The organism is Marinobacter sp. CP1 (genome assembly GCF_001266795.1).
GTDB lineage: Bacteria > Pseudomonadota > Gammaproteobacteria > Pseudomonadales > Oleiphilaceae > Marinobacter > Marinobacter flavimaris.
This window is the reverse complement of sequence record NZ_CP011929.1, coordinates 1,715,112-1,734,798: the sequence shown is the minus strand read 5'-3', so window position 1 is coordinate 1,734,798 and position 19,687 is coordinate 1,715,112. Positions and strand designations below refer to the sequence as shown.

The window sequence follows — 19,687 nt, the reverse complement described above, 5'->3', positions numbered from 1 at the left end:
GGGTCAGTGTCGGGACTTTACAACCAGGGATTCCAGAAATTCCAGATTCGGGATCCAGGCATGCTCACCTTCAACCTCGACCTGCATCAGATCCGCCGGCCCCGGTTCACCCTCCAGCTTCCTGACCTGGTCTTCCGCCAAACGGGCCTGGCTGGGAATGCCCTGGGTAACCAGTGCCATAAACGGGACTTCCTTGTGGTGATCGCCGATGGTATTAAGGACCACGATGCGGCCCCGATTATCGCCCGGAACGGTGAGGGCTCCGCCGTTAGCCGCGTCGTATGAAATCACCGGAAGTTGCAGGCCCCGCCAGTCAAGGTAGCCAACCAGCCATTCCGGCGTGTTCGCGCCGGCATCAGCGCTGGCATAGTCGACCACTTCCGCAATCGAGACGTTGGGCAGCAACAGTTGCCGTCCGCTCATGGGAATCATGACGCAGGAGAGGGATTGGCTGTTGTCATTCATTGCGTGTTACCTCAGGCGGAGTCCCGTTTCTGCCGGCTCTTGAGCAGGCAGGATTCTTCGATGGTTTTTACCAGTTCCCGTGCCAGCTGCTCCGGGGTGCCACAGAAACCGCTGCAACCGGTGGCGGCGACGGATTCGGGCATAGAGCTATTGCCGCAGCTTGTGCTCTCCTGGACCCAGATCCGGCTACCGTAGGCTTTCAGTAAAGGCGCTGCAATAGCGCCATCATTACCCATGCCGGAAAAAAGAATAGCATGGCAGCGCTGGCCGTAATGATCCGCGACGTTAAGCAGGACCTGATCAATGGAAGGGCCATAGGGCCCTGGCCAGGCATTGCTGGTTTCCGTCAGGGCTCCCTGCTCGTTCAGCTTCCATTCGTGCTCTACCGGCATCAGCACCACATCACCATTCCTGACCCGATAGCCTTCCTCGGCTCGCTTGAGCTGGTAATGGGCATGGCGACCCAGTACCCGCGTAAGAACCTCTGTAAAGTTCCCATCTATGTGCTGGGCGTAGATGAAGCCCACGGGCAGATTCGGCGGCAGGTGGTCCAGAAACGTCTTAACCGCCGCCGGCCCTCCCAGTGAAGCGCCCAGAATCCAGACTTCCTCGGCGACCGAACCGGGTACGGCAGGCGTTATCCAGTGAGGCAGGTCCGGCGATGGTGCTGGTGCCGGCGTTTCCTGCTCCAGTTCTGCCAGAGTGGCTTCTGAGTCCAGCTCTTCCAGGTGCCCCAGTTGCTGCTCAAGTTTGCCCAGTAAACGTCGTTCCCAGCGAAAATACTCGGTACTTCCCGGCTTGGGTGCTTCATCCAATCCGAACAGTACCGGTGCGTCGGTATTTTCAAGCAGGTGATCGAACAGTAACGGATGATCGGCCTCGTCTTCGAGGGTGACCAGCCAGAGACTGGCATCCGGGAAATCCGGGTAGCCCAGCAAACGCTCTGGATCCCCGGAAAAACGCACCTCCAGACCGAACTTGGATGTTGCGGCCTGCAGTCGGTGTCGCTGCAGAACCACATCCGAGACGATCCCGACCCGCGGCCGGCCAGACTGGCCGGCCATCACTGACGTCCGGTCAGCCGCTCAATGGTCTCAAGCAACTCGGTTTCCTGGAACGGCTTTCCGAGGTACTCATTCACACCAATGGCCAGCGCACGTTCGCGGTGTTTCTCGCCGGTCCGTGAGGTGATCATGCAGATCGGAATTTCCCGCAGGCTGTCGTCGTGGCGCACGAAGCTGGCAACCTCGAAACCATCCATCCTCGGCATTTCGATATCCAGCAGGATGATGTCCGGTTTGTGATCCTGCAATTGTGCGACCGCGTCCAGGCCGTCTTTGGCAGTGATGACTTCCATGCCGTTGCGCTCCAGCAGTCGTGAGGTAACCTTCCGTACGGTAACCGAGTCGTCCACCACCATGACCACGGTAGCCTGCTCCTCGTACCGTGCAGACTCCCGGGCTTTCTCGAGATTGGCCAGGCGCTGGCGCTCGGACAGGATGTCGGAACGGATCATCGCAGGCAGGTCGAGAATCACCACCACGTTCCCGTCACCCAGGATGGTGGCACCGGACACACCGCGCACCGAACTGAACTGCGGGCCAAGGGATTTAACAACGATCTCCCGGCTGCCCATCAGGTTGTCCACCTGCAGGGCCATGGGCTGCTCAGCGCCGCGCACCAGAATCACCGGCAGCGGCAGGGCCTGCCCCTGCAGCTTCGGATGGTGATCGCTGTTCAGCAGGCTGCCCAAATATTGGAGCCGGTATTCCTGGCCGGCGTATTCGTACATCGGCGCGTCCGGCTTGTAGTATTCCTCAAGCTCGTAGGTGCTGACCCGGACAATACCCTCGATGGTGTTCAGCGGGATCGCGTAGAAATCCTCGCCGGTGGACACCATCAGCGCCCGGTTGACGGAAACCGTGAACGGCAGGCGAACCGTAAAGGTGGTTCCGCGGCCAACGGCGGAATCGATGTCGAGGCTGCCGCCAAGCTGTTTGATCTCGCTGGCAACGACGTCCATGCCCACGCCGCGGCCGGAAATCTGGGTCACTTGTTGGGCGGTGGAGAAGCCGGGTTGCAGGATAAACTGCAGGATTTCCCGCTCGGACAGATCCTCGTCTTCCCGCAGCATGCCCTGACGGATCGCCTTGTCGCGAATGACCGAAGAGGGAATGCCGGCGCCATCGTCGATCATCCTCAGGACAACGTCGCCACCTTCGCGGGTCAGTGACAGTGTGACTTCGCCGGTCTCCGGCTTTCCGGCTTGCTTACGGTCCGCCGGGCTTTCAATGCCATGGTCCAGGGCGTTCCGGAGCATGTGCTCCAGGGGCGCGATCATGCGCTCCAGGATGTTCCGGTCCATTTCGCCTTCGGCGTTGCGGACATCGAAGTCGACTTTCTTGCCAAGTTCGCCGCTGATCTGGCGAACGATGCGCCGTAGACGGGGCACCATGGAGGCGAACGGAATCATCCGGGTCTTCATCAGACCCTCCTGGAGTTCCGTGTTGATCCGGGACTGCTGCACCAGCAGGGTTTCAGTGTCCCGTACCCGGTCAGACAGGGTTTCCCGCAGGTCTGCAAGGTCCGAGGAGGACTCGGTCAGAGCCCGGGACAGCTGCTGGATGGAGGAGTAGCGGTCCATCTCCAGCGGGTCGAAGTCGTCGCCGTAATCCGGTCCGTGTTCTTTCTCGGCACTGAACAGGATCTGGGCTTCGGTCTCGATTTCCATCCGGCGTAGCTGCTCACGCAGACGCTCGATGGTTGCGGCCATTTCGTCCAGGGTATGGCCAAAATCGCTGGTCTGCTGCTCAAGCCGGCCACGGGTAATACTGGTTTCACCCGCCAGATTGACCAGCTCATCCAAAAGCGGCGCGGACACCCGAATGGTCTCCTGGGCCGCCCGCTGTGCCTCGGCCGCCTGTTTGCGAACCTTGGCCGGCGATTTCCCGGGCTTGGGTGCCGGTGCTACCGGTTTTTCTGTCTGGGCGGGAGGCGTCGGCTCTTCAGGCTTTTTCGGTTCCGGCGCGGCCGGGGCTGGCGCAGGCTGTTCGGCCTTTGCCGAGGGCACACCCATGCCGGACTCATAACCCTTACGGATGTCGGCAACCAGGGCGATGATGGCGTCGTGATCTTCGGTAATGGCCTGCCACTGGGACTCATCCGGGGCATTGCCGCCAAGGTCGATCAGACGGGTCTCAAAGGCGTGGGCCCTGTCGCCAAGCTGGGTCAGCTGGGAGAGGCGGGCGCCGCCTTTCAGCGTATGCAATGCACGCTGGGCTTCCTGGTTGAAGGTGTGGTTTGCCGGCTCCTTGCGCCAGTCATCGAGCAGCTGCTCCAGCTGGTCCATGATTTCACCGGCTTCCTCCAGGAAGATTTCCAGTACTTCCGGATCGATCGCTTCCTGTTGGGACTCTTCTCGGGGAGCAGCGGTCTTTTCGGCGGCCACTTCGTGGGCCACCCGGAAGTCCTCAATCAGGTCCGCATCGGGCTCGGGCTTGCTGCCCTGTTCCAGGCTGTTGAGCATGGTCTTCAGGCTGCCCAATGCCCGGTCGCTGAGCTTCAGCAACGTCTTCTGGTTATTGGACCCGGAGATGAGGGGATCCAGAGCGTCGGACCAGGCTTCTGCCAGGTTGGCAATCGGATCGACGTCAGAAAGCCGTGCGCCACCCTTGAGGGTATGCAGTTCCTGCTGCAGCTGGGTCAGTCCGGTCAGTTCCTCCGGCTCGTCGCGCCACTGGTCCAGACACTCGCTAATGGCGTCGTAGATTTCCAGGCCTTCGTCCAGGAAGATGCCGATCAGGTCATCATCGCTGGCCTGTGTCAGAGTCTCGCTGAGGTCGGGGGCATCTGCTGACTCCTCGGGGGGCGCCTCGGCAATTTCGGCCCCTGCCGGCTGTTCCGGCTCTTGTACACGATCATCGGACGGCGCCGACTCGCCCCGAAGGATGGACTGGACGCGAGCGACCAGCTCCTCCGCCGGTGGGCAAGGCTTCTGCGTCGCCACCTGCTCAACCATTTGCGCCAGCCGGTCATGGCAGGCGAACAAGAGGTCGTTCATGGCGTCGCTGGCTTCCAGCTGCCCCTCCGCAACCTTTTCAAACAGGTCTTCGAGCACGTGGGTCAGGTCGCCAATGGCCTCAACGCCAGCCATCCGGGCGCCACCCTTGAGCGTGTGAACATCCCGTTGCAGTTCCGCGGCAATGCTCCGGTCCGACGGGTCTTCGGTCCAGGTGTGCAGGGCGCTGCCGGTAGAGTTGATCAGGTCGTAGGCTTCTTCCAGGAAAATGCCGACCAGCTCCGGATCCAGGTGCGAGAGATCGGCAACACCGTCTTCCACCTCGCCGGTTTCCGCGGTTTCTGAATCGGAATCGACGGGTTCCTCGACTTCCGGGAGCGGGGCCTGCTCTTCGTCGTTGAAATCCGGTTCTGCTTCTTCAGGGCTCGCAACATTGGTGACCGGGCGTGTTCCGGTGGCGCTGTCGATGTACGCCTGGATTTCGCCAATCAGATCCGGCGCAGGGCGCGGTGGCTCCTTGGCTTCAAGGTTCTCGACCATGCCCGCAAGCCGATCGTGGCAGCGGAACAGCAGATCTGAGAGCTCATCATTGATCGATAGCCGCTGCTCGGTCAGTCCCTCAAACAGGTTTTCCAACTCGTGGGAAAGATCGCCTACGGCAGGAATGTCGGCCAGGCGTGCACCACCCTTAAGGGTATGCAGATCCCGCTGCAGCAACCGAAGGATATCCAGGTTTCCGGTATTTTCGCTCCAGCTCTGCAGCGCTTCGGCGGTGCTGTCGATGAGGTCGCGGGCCTCTTCCAGGAAGATCTCCGCAAGCTCTTCGTCCATGTCATCATCGGATTCGGACATTTCCGGCAGCGGCGGTTGTTCGGCCGCCGCTGGTTCTTCATTTGCCGGTACTTCGGTTTCATCCATCTCAAAGCTGAGATCGATTTCCTCGAGTTCACCGGTGAATTCCTGCTCGAAGGCGTCGGGCTCCTGGATTTCTGTGCTCGGAGCCCGTTTCAGGTTTTCGAGCGCGGTAACCATGTCGTCGCTGGATTCCGTGGCAAGCCCGGCAGCCACCTGATCCATCATGTTGATTAGCTGTTCGTGAGCTGCCCGAACGGTCTCGAAAAAGGTTTCGTCCGGCGCTTCATCGTGTCTGGCGGCTTCGTCGTAGGTGTCTTTCAACGCGCTTGAGAGCGCGGCAACGTCGCTGAGCCCGGCTTCTGAGGCGCCGGAGGTCAACTGCTCCAGCTCGGAACGCAACGGGTTCAACGACTCCATCTCGCCGGGATTGTCCGCCCAGTGGTCGAGAATCCGGTCAGCATCCAGAACGATGTCGAGGCCTTCGTTCAGGAACAACTGAACCAGCCGTGACGGTGCCTGCTGCGGATGCTGGCGCGGAGCTTCCTCGCTGTGGCCGCGGAGTGTCTCTTCCGTCAGTTGGTCCAGCTTCTCGAGGAAGGCTTCGGTGCCCGGCAGCGAGGCCTGTGGATTTTCACGGATCTGGGCCAGGCCCTGGGTCAGGAAATCGCAGGCGGATTCGATCAGCGAGAGCACGTCGCGGTTGGCCCGCTTGTTCTGTGCCCGGGATTCCTTGACGAAGCGTTCCAGTGGTGTGATTACAGCAGCAATGGGTGCGATGCCGGCGGTATGGGCGCTGCCTTTGAGTGTATGCAGGGCCCGGGAAAGATCATCGGTGTAGGTAACCGTGGTCTTGTCTCCGGCTGCTGACAGGAAATCCTTCAGCGTCTGCAGATGGGTCTCGGTTTCACTTTCAAAAATATCCAGCAATACCGGGTCGACCGCATCCTCTTCAGTCGTCTCGATCTCTGCGTCTGCAGCGGTGATCTCATCTTCCGCTACGGTTTCGGAGCCGTCCGATTCGGCCGCCGGCATCATGCTGGCATCGGGAATCTCACCGCTGGCCAGGGCGTTGGCGCGGGCTTCGAGGTTGGCGGTATCGAAGGAAGCCGCACGGCGCTTCTCGAAATCGTCGACCAGGGCCGGCAGGCTGGCAGTGACATCCTCCAGAAGACTGGCGATGTCATCGTTCATGAAGATGCTGCCGTCGATAACGCGGTTCAGCATGTTTTCCACGGACCAGGCCAATTCGCCAACAACCAGCGCGCCGACCATACGGCCACTGCCTTTCAGCGTGTGGAAGGCACGTCGAACTTCTGACAAAGCGCTGCGGTCATCGTGCTGGCGCAAAAGCATTGGCAGGTATTCGCGAATGGTGTCCAGCACCTCACCGGCTTCTTCGACGAATATTTCAAGTATTTCATCGTCAATCAGGTCATCGTCATCGGCGGACTCATCCGACACGGCCTCAACGGTGGCTTCTTCAACGATGGATTCCGGGGTTTCCTGCTCTTCTTCTCCCGAGTCGGCGACGGTGTCTTCGACCTCGGGAGTGTCCGGAGTCGTCAAGGCATCGTCGTCGGTGCGACGGGTGGTTGCCATGGCCTCGGCCCGGTTGATGAGCTCCTCCACGTCGCCTGCGGTCTGGCCGTCCTTGAATTCACGGATCAGTGACGGAATGCGGGCATTGACCTCGTCCACCAGGGCAAACATGTCTTCGGTGGGGCGAATGGTCTGATCGATCACCCGGTTCAGCAGGTTTTCCACAGACCATGCCAATTCGCCGATACTGGTCGCGCCCACAAGTCGTCCGCTGCCCTTGAGCGTATGGAAAGCACGACGAACTTCGGTCAGAGCCTCACGGTCGTCGTGATTCTGGCGCAGACGGGGATAGAATTCATGAATGGTCTCGAGTACCTCTTCGGCTTCCTCAACGAAAATGCCGAGAATCTCGTCGTCCAGGAGCTCCGAATCCGAGCTTTTGGCTTCTTCCGGGGCGGTCGAAACGCTGGCTTCATCCTGCCCATCAGACGGTTCAACGACGGGCTCTTCCTGGGCCGTGGTTTCAGTCCAGGTGGGCTCAGCCCCGATCGGAAAGCCGAGGGAAGCGAGACTGTCTTCGGCAACCCGCAGAATCGAATCGTTTTCGCCAATCCCTTCAGCGAGGCGCTCCAGGTAATACTCAATGCTGGTAACCGCATCGGCCAGGATGTCGAGCTGCTTCCAGTCAGGAACCTGCTTGCCGTCCAGCAGCACATCGCTGATGTAGCGCTCTGCCGAGGCCAGCATGCTTGCAACCCGGTCCAGCGGGATCAGGCTTAGGCCGCCGCGAATGCTGTGCAGCAGGCCGGGGACATGCTCAATTTCCCGGGTATCCCATTGCGAGGCAATGAAATTGACGATGGCGGATTTCACCTGCTCCAGGGTGTTCCGCGATTCCCGCAGCAACGCGCCGCTGGCCTCACCCAGTTCACGGGAGCCAAGGTTAATTGGTGTATCAGAGGTTTCGTCAGCGGACGACTCCTGCTGACCTTCGCTGTCCAGACCGGCGAGACTGGCTTCGACGTAAAGCAGTGCGCCGGCGATATCCATCAGCGTGCCATCGTCAACCAGCTCGGCCTGGGCGCTGAGTTTCTCAACCAGTTCGACCTGCTCGGTGATCACTTTCCGCGGTATGCCCAGACCCAGTACAGCCAGGGTATTGGCCACCTGGCGCAGACCCGGCAACAGGTCGTCAAGCTCACTGTTCTGGCGGAGCTCTGAGCGGACAAACAGATCCAGCTGATCCTTCAGTTTCGCCAGTTCTTCATTGAGCGCGCCGACAACGGAATGGATGGCGTCCCGGCCGGGGCCGGAGACACGGGTTCGGGCGGCATCAACATCGTCTTCTGACGGCAGTGCCTGGTTCAACTGGTAGGCATCCCGCAGGGCACTGACCTGGGGTGAATCCAGATCCCGCGCACGGGCAACGTAGTAGAGCAGGTGTTTGAGCAGCGCTTCCGGTGCCGGTTGCTGAAGGATATCGGCGTGCTCGTCGGTCAGTCGGCGTATTTCACTGTCCAGCTCCCTGAGCAGGGATTTCACCGCCGCATTCACCGGGTTTACGTGTGCCTGAAGTGTTTCCACGAACGCACTGGCCGCTTTCCAGAGCTCGCCCCGGGGCGTTTTCTGGCATAAACGGACCAACCGTTGAATAACCTTCTGCATGTACTCGAAATGAGCATCGAGATCCGCTTCCCGGATAACACCGGCCAGCGCGAACTGGTACATCTGGCGCAGTTTGCGGATGTGGCCCAGGACTGTGGGGTCCTGCAGGCGCTGGGAGACCTTCCCGGACACAGTCATTCGCGAGGGGGCCAGGTCTGGTTTGAACAAAGAGGTATCAGACAGCAGGGATTCGCCACGGGCGGCCCGGAGGTCGTTAAGCAGTGGCAGCAGCACCATCGGAAAATCGTCCTGGCTGCTGGCCAGATGCTCGAGGTACTGGGGCAACTGCAGGATGGCCTGCATCAGGACTTCAACGGCTTCGTCGGTATTGGCAACGGTTTCGTTGAGTACGGCCTGGGTGAGCTTTTCCATCTCCTCGGTGAGCAGGGCTGCACCATAGAGCTCGACCATTTGCAGGGTGCCATGTACCTGATGGAGATAATTCAGGCAGAAGCGCAGGCGCGCGGTGTCGTCACGATTCTCGACATACGCTTCCAGTGCATGCTGACCCTGGGTCAGCGTGTCCTGTATCTCTCCCCGAACCCAGTCGAGGGCGATGCTGTCATGGTGATTGCCCATAACCACTCCGGTTATTCTTCGTCAGTCTGGCGTTTAATCCACGCCAGCACATGTTCCGAGGGGACTCTCTGTAACCCTGGAGGCTGCCAGTCGGTCAGCTCTCCCTGGCCCAGTACCAGCAACCCCCCGGGCGCCAGCCGCTCTGCAAGTCGCTTGACAATTTCCCGCCGGCGCCAGCGGCGGAAATAAATCAGCAGATTCTGGCAGAAGATAATGTTCATCCCGTGCATGGGTGCTTTATCCAGGTCCAGAACATTCAGTCTGGTAAAGCACACCCTGTCGCGGATGCTGTTCACGATTTCTACGGTGTTCCGCTCGGCCGGGCGGAAATACCGTGCTTTCATTTCCTCGTCCATTCCCAGCAGTTTGCGGGGATTGAACTGACCGTTCCGGGCCTTCTCGATCACCGGCTTGCTGATATCAGAGCCGGTGACACCGAACAGAGTCTGCAATGCCAGCTGCTCCATGCATTCATTCAGCACCATGGCCAGGGTGTAGGGCTCTTCCCCGGTGGAACATCCGACACTCCAGGCCTCCAGGGGGCGCTTTTTCAGCTGTTCCCGCGGCCGTGTCAGGACATAGTCGGATACCAACCGGAAGGCGTCGGGATCCCGGAAGAACCGGGTTTCCTGGACAGTGAGCCGGTCCACCAGCGTTGACCATTCCCTGATTGCATCCGGCCCGGATACGATCTTTTCGTAATAGGCCTGATAGCTGCTGCAGCCGATTTCCCGCATCCGGATGCCAAGGTTCGTTTCCAGAAACGAACGGCGCTCGGACGACAGGGTGATCCCGGTTCGGTGTTCCAGCAGGGTTTGCCACTGGCTGAACTGCGCCTCGTCCATATCCGGAAGTCGACGCAGTGACCAGATGCCCTCGGCAGGTGACAGGTTGTTATGCATTTGCGCCATAAACCGTCAACAGCCCTGGAACGGAAATCAGCCCACCACCGGAACGTCGCTGTCTTCCTCTTCCTCGTAATCCGCCGCTTCTTCTTCCGGCAGAGTAAAGCCGGCAACGGAGGAGCGAAGCTCGGACGCCATTTCTGCCAGGTTACCGATAGACTTCGCAGTCGCGTTGGTACCGGAAGACGTCTGGGACGTGATTTCCTGGATAACGTTCATGGTGTTGGAAATGTGCGCCGCCGACGAAGACTGCTGACGTGCAGCGTTGGAGATGTTCTGGATCAATTCCGCCAGAGACATGGATACGTTCTCGATTTCCTCGAGGGCGATACCCGCGTCCTGGGCCAGACGGGCACCACGGACCACCTCGGCGGTGGTGTGTTCCATGGAGATAACGGCTTCGTTGGTGTCCGACTGGATCGTCTTAACCAGCGCTTCAATCTGCTTGGTCGCTGCAGAGGAGCGTTCCGCCAGTCGCTGTACTTCGTCGGCAACAACCGCGAAGCCCCGGCCAGCGTCACCGGCCATGGAGGCCTGGATCGCCGCGTTCAGGGACAGGATGTTGGTCTGGTCGGCGATGTCGTTGATCAGGGATACGATGTCACCGATTTCCTGGGAAGATTCACCCAGACGCTTGATCCGTTTGGAAGTTTCCTGGATCTGCTCACGGATGTTGTCCATGCCACGGATGGTGTTCTGTACCACTTCCGCGCCTTTCTTCGCGATCGCAACCGACCGCTCTGCAACCGCGGAGGACTCGGCAGCGTTCGACGATACCTGGTCGATGGACACGGCCATCTCGTTCACCGCGGCGGAGGCGCCGGCGATTTCCTGGGCCTGGTGCTCGGAAGCATCGGCAAGATGCATCGCAGTGGCCTGGGTTTCCTGAGCCGCTGACGCTACTCGTACGGCAGTACCACGAATCGCCTGTACCAGTCCGCGCATCTGGTCGATCGCGTAGTTGATGGAGTCGGCGATGGCACCGGTGAAGTCCTCGGTTACCGTGGCCTCGGTGGTCAAGTCACCATCAGCCAGGTCGGCCAGTTCGTCCAGCAGTCGCAGGATCGCGTTCTGGTTCTGCTCGTTCTGCTCTTGCGTAGTAGCCAGTCGGGCCTGGGCTTCGCGGTACAGGGCCAGACCGATAAACACAACAATGGCAACCATGGCGGCCAGGATCGCGAAGGCCAGGGTCGGGCTGACCAGACGTGAGCCGGACTGGGTCCGGAAGTTCTCGGCCAGTACAGACAGTTCGGAAAGCAGGATCTCGGAATTCTGGAAGATGTCGCTGGCAGCAGTACGAACCTTGAAGAGGTCGGGAGAGGCTTCAAGGATTGCGTCTACGTTCTGGGAAACGAACTGGAACAGTTCATCGACAGCTTCAAGGCCGTAGATGGCGTCTTCGTCATTTACCTGGGAGATCCCCATGGCCGGGTTGCCGTTCAGCTGGCCTTCAAGCACTCGGCCGAACAGGCTTGCGTCACGACCGAAACGGTCCGCGGCAATAACCGCGTCTTCGTCACCGGAGAGTACGTTGTTAACCGAGCGAACAATCCGCTCCGCCAGGAGTGACTGACGCTGCGCCAGTGCGATCTGTTCGGCGGGTGCGTCGTTGTCGAGCAGGATTTGTACGATATCGTCGTACTCAACCTGCAGCTGCGGAATGGTTTCGTTCAGAGTCCGGGCAACCTCGTGGAGACCGAGCACCGCATCCTGGGTGGAGAGGATGCTGTCGGCGTTTTCCCGCACGGTGTTCCAGTTTTCCTGAACGCCACTCTGCTGGGCCAGTTCACTCGGCGGCAGACCGGTTTCCGGATTACCCTCGGTTACGTTGGTCCAGAGCTGCTGGAATTCGTCACGGGAGCGGCGCAGCTGGTTGAAGGCCTCGGCTGTACCGCCGGCAGCCTCGGTCGCGTTCTTCGCAATCTCCTGAGAGAGCACCCTCAGTTCGGCGGTGTTGGCGATGTATTCCTGATCGTTCTGGCTGTCTGTATTGATAATGAACAGCACCACAACGAGCAGGATAGTGAGTGCGATCAGCGCGGCGATCAGGCCGGCAACCAGCTTGTTGCCTCCCTGTCCCATACTGAGTCTTCCGGCTCTGTTCTTCATTTTCTGGCTCCCGGCCTCTTCAAGAAATTGGCAAGTTTGTTTTTTCGGGTTTCAGGCGGTCAGGGTGATGTTCCTGCCATTGTCACCACCCTTACCACTGTGCGACGTCAAGAAATCGTTCGTCCTCGAGCAGGTCGACGGCTGAAAACACTTTCCAGACTTCCTCGTTGCGTTCATAACCGCCTGAGACAAACGGTCGAACGTTTTCAGGCACGCCCTCGGGCGAATCCTTGAAACTGTCAGTTGCGAAATACTGCATGCCCAGCACACTATCGACTACCAGCCCGCTGAAAATGTCACCCTGCTCTACCACCAGCACGCGCCGTTCCCGCTGGCTACGGGAAGAGCGGGGAATATCGAAAAAGCCGGCAAGATCAACCAGGGGCAGGAGGCGGCCGCGAACATTGGCCGCGCCAAGCAAAAACGGGCGAACCCCCGGTATATGGGTAAACCGGGGGACGTGGAGGATTTCAGTGACTTCGCCCATGGGGGCAACATACCGTTCGCCTGCGAGAACGAAGCCGATGCCGTTCCACAGTTCAACGGCTTGCTGTTGTTCCGGCAGGCCGGCAGCCAGCGACCGGCTGCGCGCGGCGATATCCGTCAGAACGGCAAAAGGGGCGGCCTGGGCGGACATGCTTACTCCACGGTTGGGGATCAGGCAATCAGACTGTTGATTGTTTTGATCAGGTCGTCTTCGTTAACCGGCTTGACCAGGTAACCCTTGGCGCCCTGTCGGGTGCCCCAAACGCGGTCAGTTTCCTGATCCTTGGTGGTTACGATGACGACCGGGATGGACGCGGTTTCCGGGGCGCGGGTCAGTTGGCGGGTTGCCTGAAAGCCGTTCAGGCCGGGCATAACCACATCCATCAGAACCAGGTCCGGGGTCTCTGCACGAGCCTTGGCAACGCCGTCTGCGCCGTTGTCAGCTGTAAGCACCTCGTGCTTATGCTTTTCCAGGATCGTGGAGATTTTCTTAACCTCGGTAGGGGAATCGTCAACAATAAGAATGCGGGCCATGGTTTCCTCGATAGTTCTTGGGGTCAGCAGGTTTACTGTTCCGCCTGTGGAACATACTGGCGGATGGTATTAAGCAGCTCATCCTTACTGAACGGTTTGGTCAGATACTGGTCCGAGCCGACGATACGGCCCTTGGCCTTGTCGAACAGACCGTCCTTGCTGGAGAGCATGATAACCGGCGTCTTTTTGAAGGAGGAATTGTTCTTGATAAGTGCGCAGGTCTGGTAGCCGTCCAGGCGGGGCATCATGATATCGACAAAAATGATGTCCGGCTGTGAATCGGCAATCTTGGCAAGAGCGTCAAAGCCGTCAGTCGCGGTGATGACCTCACAGCCGACCTTTTTCAGAAGGGTTTCTGCGGTGCGACGTATGGTTTTACTGTCGTCGATCACCATGATCTTCAAGTTCTCGAAGTTGTCATCCATTGTCCAACTGCCTTGCGCTCAGCGACTGTCGTTATTTTAAAACGGGGGTTTTAACACAAACCTTAAGGTTCTTCTATAAACCCCGCTCATTTATAGATTATCAATGGCCGGATAAAAAGTATTAGTTTGTGACCAAATGTACTACTGCCCGCAACGTCACGTAACTGACTGAGGATTTCTCCGGATGCATTTGCAGTTCGGGTACAATACCATCTGATTTCAAAGCATAGCACTTAATGTCTGGTCCGCTCTGCAGACCGGTTCGTGTTTTTAACCCTCAGGAGTGCAGGAACGCCCATGACCGTCAGACTCGGGATCGTGATGGATCCGATTGAAGATATCCACTTCAAGAAAGACAGCTCACTGGCCATGTTGCTGGCTGCCCAGAAACGCGGTTGGGAAATCGAGTACATGGAGCTCCCCGACCTGTACCTGGACGGTGGCCGTGCCATGGCGCACACCCGTGACCTGACTGTGCACATGGATCCGGAAAACTGGTACGGCTTCGGGCCGTCCCAGGACCGGGCGCTGGGAGATCTGGATGTCATCCTCATGCGCAAGGACCCGCCGGTAGACCGGGAGTTCCTGATGGCCACCTATATACTGGAGGCGGCCGAGCAGCAGGGCGCTCTGGTGGTCAATCCGGCGTCCACGCTGCGTGACTGCAATGAGAAGCTGTTCGCCACGCAGTTTACTGACCTGACACCGCCACTACTTGTCAGCCGTTCGGCTAGTCGCTTCCGTGAGTTCTACGCCGAACACGGCGATGTCATCATGAAGCCGGTGGACGGCATGGGCGGTCATTCGATCTTCCGTATCCGGGAAAACGATTTCAATCTCGGTGTCATCATCGAAACCCTCACCAACTATGGCACGCACCAGGCCATGGCCCAGAAATACATCCCCGAAATCAGCGATGGCGACAAGCGCATCCTGCTGATCGACGGTGAACCGGTACCCTATTCACTTGCGAGAATACCCTCCCATGGCGAGAATCGGGGCAATCTGGCCGCCGGCGGCCGGGGTGAAGGTCGTGAACTGACCGCGCGGGATCGTGAGATCTGCGAACGCGTTGCCCCGGTGATCAAAGAGAAGGGCCTCATTTTTGTGGGCCTGGATGTCATCGGTGACTACCTTACCGAAATCAATGTCACCAGCCCGACCTGTATCCGGGAACTCGATGCGGCCTTCGGGATCGATATTGGTGGCTTATTGATGGACGCGATTGCGAAGCGTCTGGGCCAGGCATAATCCGGTGATGGCGGCCGGGCAGGTATAACGACAGGATCCATATCAGGAATGGCAGTTCAGGTAAGCGACTTCGACCGGTTTTCCTTCACCCTGTTTATGGCGCTGGCGGTGCACGCCATCGTGGTGCTGGGAATCACCTTTGCGCCTGAACCGCCCCGTTCCTCTGCCCAGACCATGGAAATCACCCTGTCCCAGTTTGACGATGAGGAAGCTCCGGAGAAGGCGGATTTCCTGGCCCAGACCAGTCAGAAGGGCAGTGGTACCGAGGAAGAGGTTCGGGAAATGACCACCCCGCAGCCGGCGGAGGTGAGCCAGCCGCAGGTGGCACAGGTTCAACCCGAGCCTCCTGCGCAAACCGAGCCGCAGCCGCGTCAGGAAAAGCAGGTCGTTCAGACCGAAAGTTCTTCCAGTCAGAAGGTTCGCCAGCCTGAAGAGCGCACCAGGCCGGAAGAGGAGCCTCTGCCGGTTCGCGAGAAAAAGAGCCTGATGGAGCGCAGCCTGGAAATTGCCAGCCTTGAGGCCCGATTCGATGCCCAGCAGCAGGCCTATGCCCGCAAACCCAGGGTGATGCGGGTAACCGCCGCCTCTACGCTCAAGTCCACCAACGCCTGGTACGTTCAGAACTGGGTGAGCAAGGTAACGCGGGTGGGGAATATCAACTACCCGACCGAGGCGCGCAATGCCGGAATCTATGGCACACTGAGAATGCTGGTGTCGCTGAAGAAAGACGGCACCATTAAAGAGGTGGCTATCCTGCAGTCTTCCGGCAGTACCGTGCTGGACGATGCGGCAATACGCATTGTCAGGATGGCCGCACCTTTTGCACCGTTTCCGGACGAAATGCGGCAAGAGGTGGATGAACTCGAAATCATACGTACCTGGTCCTTCCAGCGTCGGGGGCTGACATCCGGATGACAGCATCGAAACACTCTCCCCATAGCTTGCGGCACCATTTCCTGGTGGCATCACCCTATCTTGCTGATCCGCGTTTCCACGGCGGCGTCATCTATATCTGTGAGCATTCCGACGACGGTGCCCTGGGGCTCATGATCAATCAGCCGCTGGACATCCATCTGGGCGAGATTCTGGAACAACTGGATCTGCCAGGCGGCGAGCTGGATCTGCCGGTATTCAGCGGTGGTCCGGTGCAGCCGGAACGCGGCTTTGTGCTGCATCCCCCAGGCACCAGCTGGCAGAACACGGCGAAGGTCACCGACGATGTTCTACTGACCACATCCCGCGATGTATTGGCAGGCATTGGTCGTGGCGAAGGTCCCGACGAGTACCTGGTGGCATTGGGCTATTCCGGCTGGAGCGAAGGGCAACTGGAAGAGGAACTGGGCAGCAACGCCTGGCTCACCTGTCCGGCCAACACCGACATCCTGTTCCGTACTCCCTGGGAAGAGCGCTACAAGGCGGTGCTGCAGCTGATCGGCATTGATCTCAATCAGCTCAGCGAGTCGGTCGGTCATGCCTGAACCGGCCAGCCGTCGCGTCATGGCGTTCGATTTTGGCACCCGCCGTATTGGCGTAGCGGTTGGTCAGGAGTTGCTTGGATCCGGCCAACCGGTGGCTCTGATTCCTGCCCGAGACGGTATCCCCGATTGGCAACAGATTGAGTCCCTGCTCGAGGAGTGGCGTCCGGACCTGGTCGTGGTCGGTTTGCCCCTCAACATGGACGACACCGAAAACGAGATGTGTGCCCGGGCGCGCAAATTCGGCAAGCGCCTGCATGGGCGCTACCACATGCCGGTCGAGATGGTGGACGAGCGGCTCACCAGCTTCGAGGTCAAGGGTGAAGTGATGGCCGCCGGAGGCAGTCGTGATTTTGGTCGCCACGGAGTGGATGACCGGGCCGCGGTGCTGATCCTGGAAACCTTTTTTCAACAGTGAGGACCGAATGACGGCATTGCTTGATATTGATCAGTTGCTTGACCAGATGGAAACCGGGCTACGTCAGGCGCTCGAGCAACGGGGCGTGCAATCCCCGGTCCTGATCGGTATACGGACCGGAGGCGTCTGGCTGGCCGACGTGCTGAGCAAACGCCTTGGCATCGAAGAGCCGTTCGGCGAACTGGACATCTCCTTCTACCGCGATGATTTCAGCCGCATCGGCCTGAATCCCCGGGTGAAACCCTCGAGTCTGCCCTTCGATACCGAAGGCCGTGACATCATCCTGATTGACGATGTCATCATGAGCGGCCGGACGATCCGCGCCGCCATGAATGAGATCTTCGATTATGGCCGTCCAGCCAGTATCATACTGGCCACCCTGATTGACCTCGGTGCCCGGGAACTGCCCATCCAGCCGGATGTGGCTGGCAAGACAATGGCGTTGGAATCCCATCAACGCGTCAAACTGCGTGGCCCCGACCCGCTCCGTATCGAGCTTCAGGAAGCCGGACAATAAACCTCCGAATCGGATAACAGGCGACCCATGACCGCGAACGACTCTTCCCCGCACCACTTGCAGCTGACCCGGGATGGTCAGTTGCGGCATTTCCTCACTCTCGACGGTCTGGATCGGGCGCTGCTGACCGACATCCTGGACACGGCGGACTCCTTTATCGAGGTCGGTGAGCGAACCATCAAGAAAGTGCCACTGCTTCGCGGGCGAACCGTGGTAAACCTGTTTTTCGAGTCCAGCACCCGAACCCGCAGTACCTTTGAGCTGGCGGCCAAGCGCCTCTCTGCGGATGTGCTCAACCTGGATATCAGCACCTCGGCCACCTCCAAAGGCGAATCCCTGTCTGACACGCTGCTCAACCTGGAAGCCATGGCCAGCGACATGTTCGTGGTCCGGCACTCCCAGAGTGGTGCGCCGCATTTTATTGCCGAGAGCGTGACGCCCGGCGTCGCCATCATCAACGCTGGTGATGGTCGCCACGCTCACCCGACGCAGGCCATGCTGGATATGCTGACGATTCGCCAGCACAAGGGGCGTTTCGAGGGCCTCAAAGTCGCTATCGTTGGCGACGTGCTGCACTCCCGAGTGGCCCGCTCCCAGATCCGGGCTCTCAACGAGCTGGGTGCGGAGGAAGTTCGCGTCATTGCCCCGGGAACCCTGCTTCCCAAAGACGTGGAAAGCCTCGGCTGCACGGTGGAATACGACATGACCCGCGGGATGAAGGATCTGGATGTGGTCATCATGCTGCGACTGCAGAAAGAGCGGATGGAAGGCGCATTGCTGCCCAGCGAGCGCGAGTTCTACCGGCTCTACGGCCTGAACCAGCAAAAACTGGCGTTGGCCCATCCGGAATGCATCGTTATGCACCCGGGGCCGATCAATCGGGGCGTTGAAATCGAATCGGCGGTTGCCGACGGACCACAGTCGGTCATTCTGAACCAGGTGACCAACGGCATCGCCATCCGGATGGCGGTCATGTCCATGGCCATGGGTGGCCAGGTTTCAGAACGGCAGCAGAAATTGAGTGAGAGGGGCCAGGCATGAGCAGTGTCAACACATCCGGAACCAGCCTGAAGATTACCGGAGGCCGACTGTTCGATGGTCAGGGCCCGGAGCAGCAGAATACCGCGCTGCTGATCCGGGATGGCCGTATTGCCGCGATGGGCGAAGCTGCCGCCCGGGCACAGGCCGACGAGACAATCAGTGCAGAGAACGCTGTCATAACGCCGGGGTTTGTCGATCTTTGCTGTAACCTCCGTGAGCCGGGCAATGGCCAGAAAGGCAATATTGCCTCGGAAACTCTCGCAGCGGCTCATGGCGGTTTCACGACGGTCTGCGCTTCGCCGGAAACTTCGCCGGTGAACGATTCCAGTGCCGTCACCCACCTGATCCGGGACGGCGCCGCCAGCCGGTCGCCGATCCGGGTGTTGCCCATTGGTGCCATCACCCGGGGTCTGGAGGGTGATTTGCTCAGCGACATGGCGGGCCTGGCCTCGGCGGGTTGTGTCGCTGTGGGTAATGGCTCCCGGGGCGTGCGCAACGCCCGCATCTTGCGCCGCTGCATGGCCTACGCCCAGACCTTTGGTTTGACGGTGATGTTCAGTCCCGAGAACCAGGCCCTGGCCGCCGACGGCTACGCCCACGATGGCCTGGTAACATCTCGCCTGGGCCTGCTCGGTATTCCGGAAGTGGCGGAAACCGCCGCGGTGATGGAAATGCTGTTGCTGGCGGAGGAGACCGGGGTACGGTTGCATCTGAGCCAGCTCTCCTGTGGTCGCAGTGTTGAAATGCTGGCTGAAGCCCGCCGCCGCGGCATTGCGGTAACCGCCGATGTGGCCATGCACCAGCTTGTGTTCACCGAGGAGGCCCTGGCCGGTTTCGACAGCCGCTTCCATGTTCGGCCTCCTCTGCGCGGCGAGGGTGATCGGAAGGCGTTGATAGCCGGTGTTCGGGACGGCGTGATTGATGCCATTGTCAGTCAGCATCAACCTCACGATACCGCCGCCAAGCAGGCGCCCATGGCAGCCACCGAACCGGGACTGTCGAGCATTGAGAGTGTGCTGTCGTTGGGGCTGGAACTGGTGGAGATGAATGAACTGGCACTGCCCGATCTGATTCGCGCGCTGACCAACGGTCCGGCTTCCGCGCTGGGCAGAACAGCCCGCCTTGCCGAGGGCGAAATCGCTGATGTCTGTGTGTTTGATCCTGATGCCTTCTGGACACCGAACTCGAAAACACTGGTTTCAGCCGGTCGCCATGCGCCGGTGACCGATCGCGAACTGCCGGGTGTCGTCCGGCTCACTCTCAGTGAGGGTCGAAAGGCCTGGCCAAAGCCGGCAATCTGAATCCGGCTCAGGCGACAAAGTGCGGCAGGGGTTGCGGAACCTCTGTCGACACCATCACAGAATCCCCCCTTTATGCTGAAAAACCCTTGATGGCAGGCACCTGT

At 59.6% G+C, this 19,687-nt stretch carries 15 protein-coding genes; 7 read left to right on the top strand and 8 right to left on the bottom strand.

Annotation, left to right across the window (positions count from 1 at the left end; genetic code table 11):
- Positions 1 to 3: 3 nt before the first annotated feature.
- The 8 genes from ACP86_RS08135 to pilG form a co-directional block, all read right to left on the bottom strand.
- Entirely contained in the window at positions 4 to 465 is a 462-nt protein-coding gene (locus tag ACP86_RS08135) for a chemotaxis protein CheW (protein WP_008172769.1), read from the bottom strand.
- An 11-nt stretch (positions 466 to 476) separates the two neighbouring features.
- Positions 477 to 1,529: a chemotaxis protein CheB gene (locus ACP86_RS08130; RefSeq protein WP_053113272.1), complete on the bottom strand. Its 1,053-nt coding sequence runs from the start codon at positions 1,527 to 1,529 to the stop codon at positions 477 to 479.
- On the bottom strand, positions 1,529 to 9,121 hold the full coding sequence (locus ACP86_RS08125; RefSeq protein WP_053113271.1) for an Hpt domain-containing protein: 7,593 nt from the start codon (positions 9,119 to 9,121) through the stop codon (positions 1,529 to 1,531). Before ACP86_RS08125 ends, ACP86_RS08130 begins: the two co-directional genes overlap by 1 nt.
- 11 nt (positions 9,122 to 9,132) lie before the next feature.
- Positions 9,133 to 10,032, bottom strand: coding sequence for a CheR family methyltransferase (locus ACP86_RS08120; RefSeq protein WP_053113270.1), 900 nt, complete (start codon positions 10,030 to 10,032; stop codon positions 9,133 to 9,135).
- Between the two features lie 27 nt (positions 10,033 to 10,059).
- Positions 10,060 to 12,135 carry a methyl-accepting chemotaxis protein gene (locus ACP86_RS08115; RefSeq protein WP_053113269.1) on the bottom strand — a complete coding sequence of 692 codons (2,076 nt, stop codon included), beginning with the start codon at positions 12,133 to 12,135 and terminating at the stop codon, positions 10,060 to 10,062.
- Positions 12,136 to 12,226: 91 nt separating this feature from the next.
- Positions 12,227 to 12,772: a chemotaxis protein CheW gene (locus ACP86_RS08110; RefSeq protein ID WP_008172777.1), complete on the bottom strand. Its 546-nt coding sequence runs from the start codon at positions 12,770 to 12,772 to the stop codon at positions 12,227 to 12,229.
- 20 nt (positions 12,773 to 12,792) lie between these two features.
- Positions 12,793 to 13,155: a twitching motility response regulator PilH gene (gene pilH / locus ACP86_RS08105; protein WP_011787171.1), complete on the bottom strand. Its 363-nt coding sequence runs from the start codon at positions 13,153 to 13,155 to the stop codon at positions 12,793 to 12,795.
- Between the two features lie 32 nt (positions 13,156 to 13,187).
- Entirely contained in the window at positions 13,188 to 13,580 is a 393-nt protein-coding gene (gene pilG / locus ACP86_RS08100) for a twitching motility response regulator PilG (protein ID WP_008175635.1), read from the bottom strand.
- 297 nt (positions 13,581 to 13,877) lie between these two features.
- On the opposite strand from pilG, the gene gshB reads away from it, so the two are divergent.
- From gshB to ACP86_RS08065, 7 genes are read left to right on the top strand one after another with little or no spacing between them, the layout of a single operon-like run.
- Positions 13,878 to 14,831, top strand: coding sequence for a glutathione synthase (gene gshB / locus ACP86_RS08095; RefSeq protein ID WP_014578672.1), 954 nt, complete (start codon positions 13,878 to 13,880; stop codon positions 14,829 to 14,831).
- A gap of 48 nt (positions 14,832 to 14,879) precedes the next feature.
- Complete coding sequence (locus ACP86_RS08090; RefSeq protein ID WP_053113268.1) at positions 14,880 to 15,746, top strand: energy transducer TonB; 867 nt, start codon at positions 14,880 to 14,882, stop codon at positions 15,744 to 15,746.
- Positions 15,743 to 16,309: a YqgE/AlgH family protein gene (locus ACP86_RS08085; protein WP_053113267.1), complete on the top strand. Its 567-nt coding sequence runs from the start codon at positions 15,743 to 15,745 to the stop codon at positions 16,307 to 16,309. Before ACP86_RS08090 ends, ACP86_RS08085 begins: the two co-directional genes overlap by 4 nt.
- Positions 16,302 to 16,724, top strand: coding sequence for a Holliday junction resolvase RuvX (gene ruvX / locus ACP86_RS08080; protein ID WP_053113266.1), 423 nt, complete (start codon positions 16,302 to 16,304; stop codon positions 16,722 to 16,724). The genes ACP86_RS08085 and ruvX overlap by 8 nt, the downstream gene beginning before the upstream one ends.
- A 7-nt stretch (positions 16,725 to 16,731) precedes the next feature.
- A complete protein-coding gene (gene pyrR, locus ACP86_RS08075; RefSeq protein ID WP_008175647.1) occupies positions 16,732 to 17,241 on the top strand; it encodes a bifunctional pyr operon transcriptional regulator/uracil phosphoribosyltransferase PyrR in 510 nt (169 codons plus the stop codon).
- Between the two features lie 27 nt (positions 17,242 to 17,268).
- Positions 17,269 to 18,282: an aspartate carbamoyltransferase catalytic subunit gene (locus ACP86_RS08070; RefSeq protein WP_008175649.1), complete on the top strand. Its 1,014-nt coding sequence runs from the start codon at positions 17,269 to 17,271 to the stop codon at positions 18,280 to 18,282.
- Positions 18,279 to 19,583 (top strand): dihydroorotase, encoded by a 1,305-nt coding sequence (locus tag ACP86_RS08065; RefSeq protein WP_014578668.1) that lies wholly within the window; start codon positions 18,279 to 18,281, stop codon positions 19,581 to 19,583. The genes ACP86_RS08070 and ACP86_RS08065 overlap by 4 nt, the downstream gene beginning before the upstream one ends.
- Positions 19,584 to 19,687: the final 104 nt, after the last annotated feature.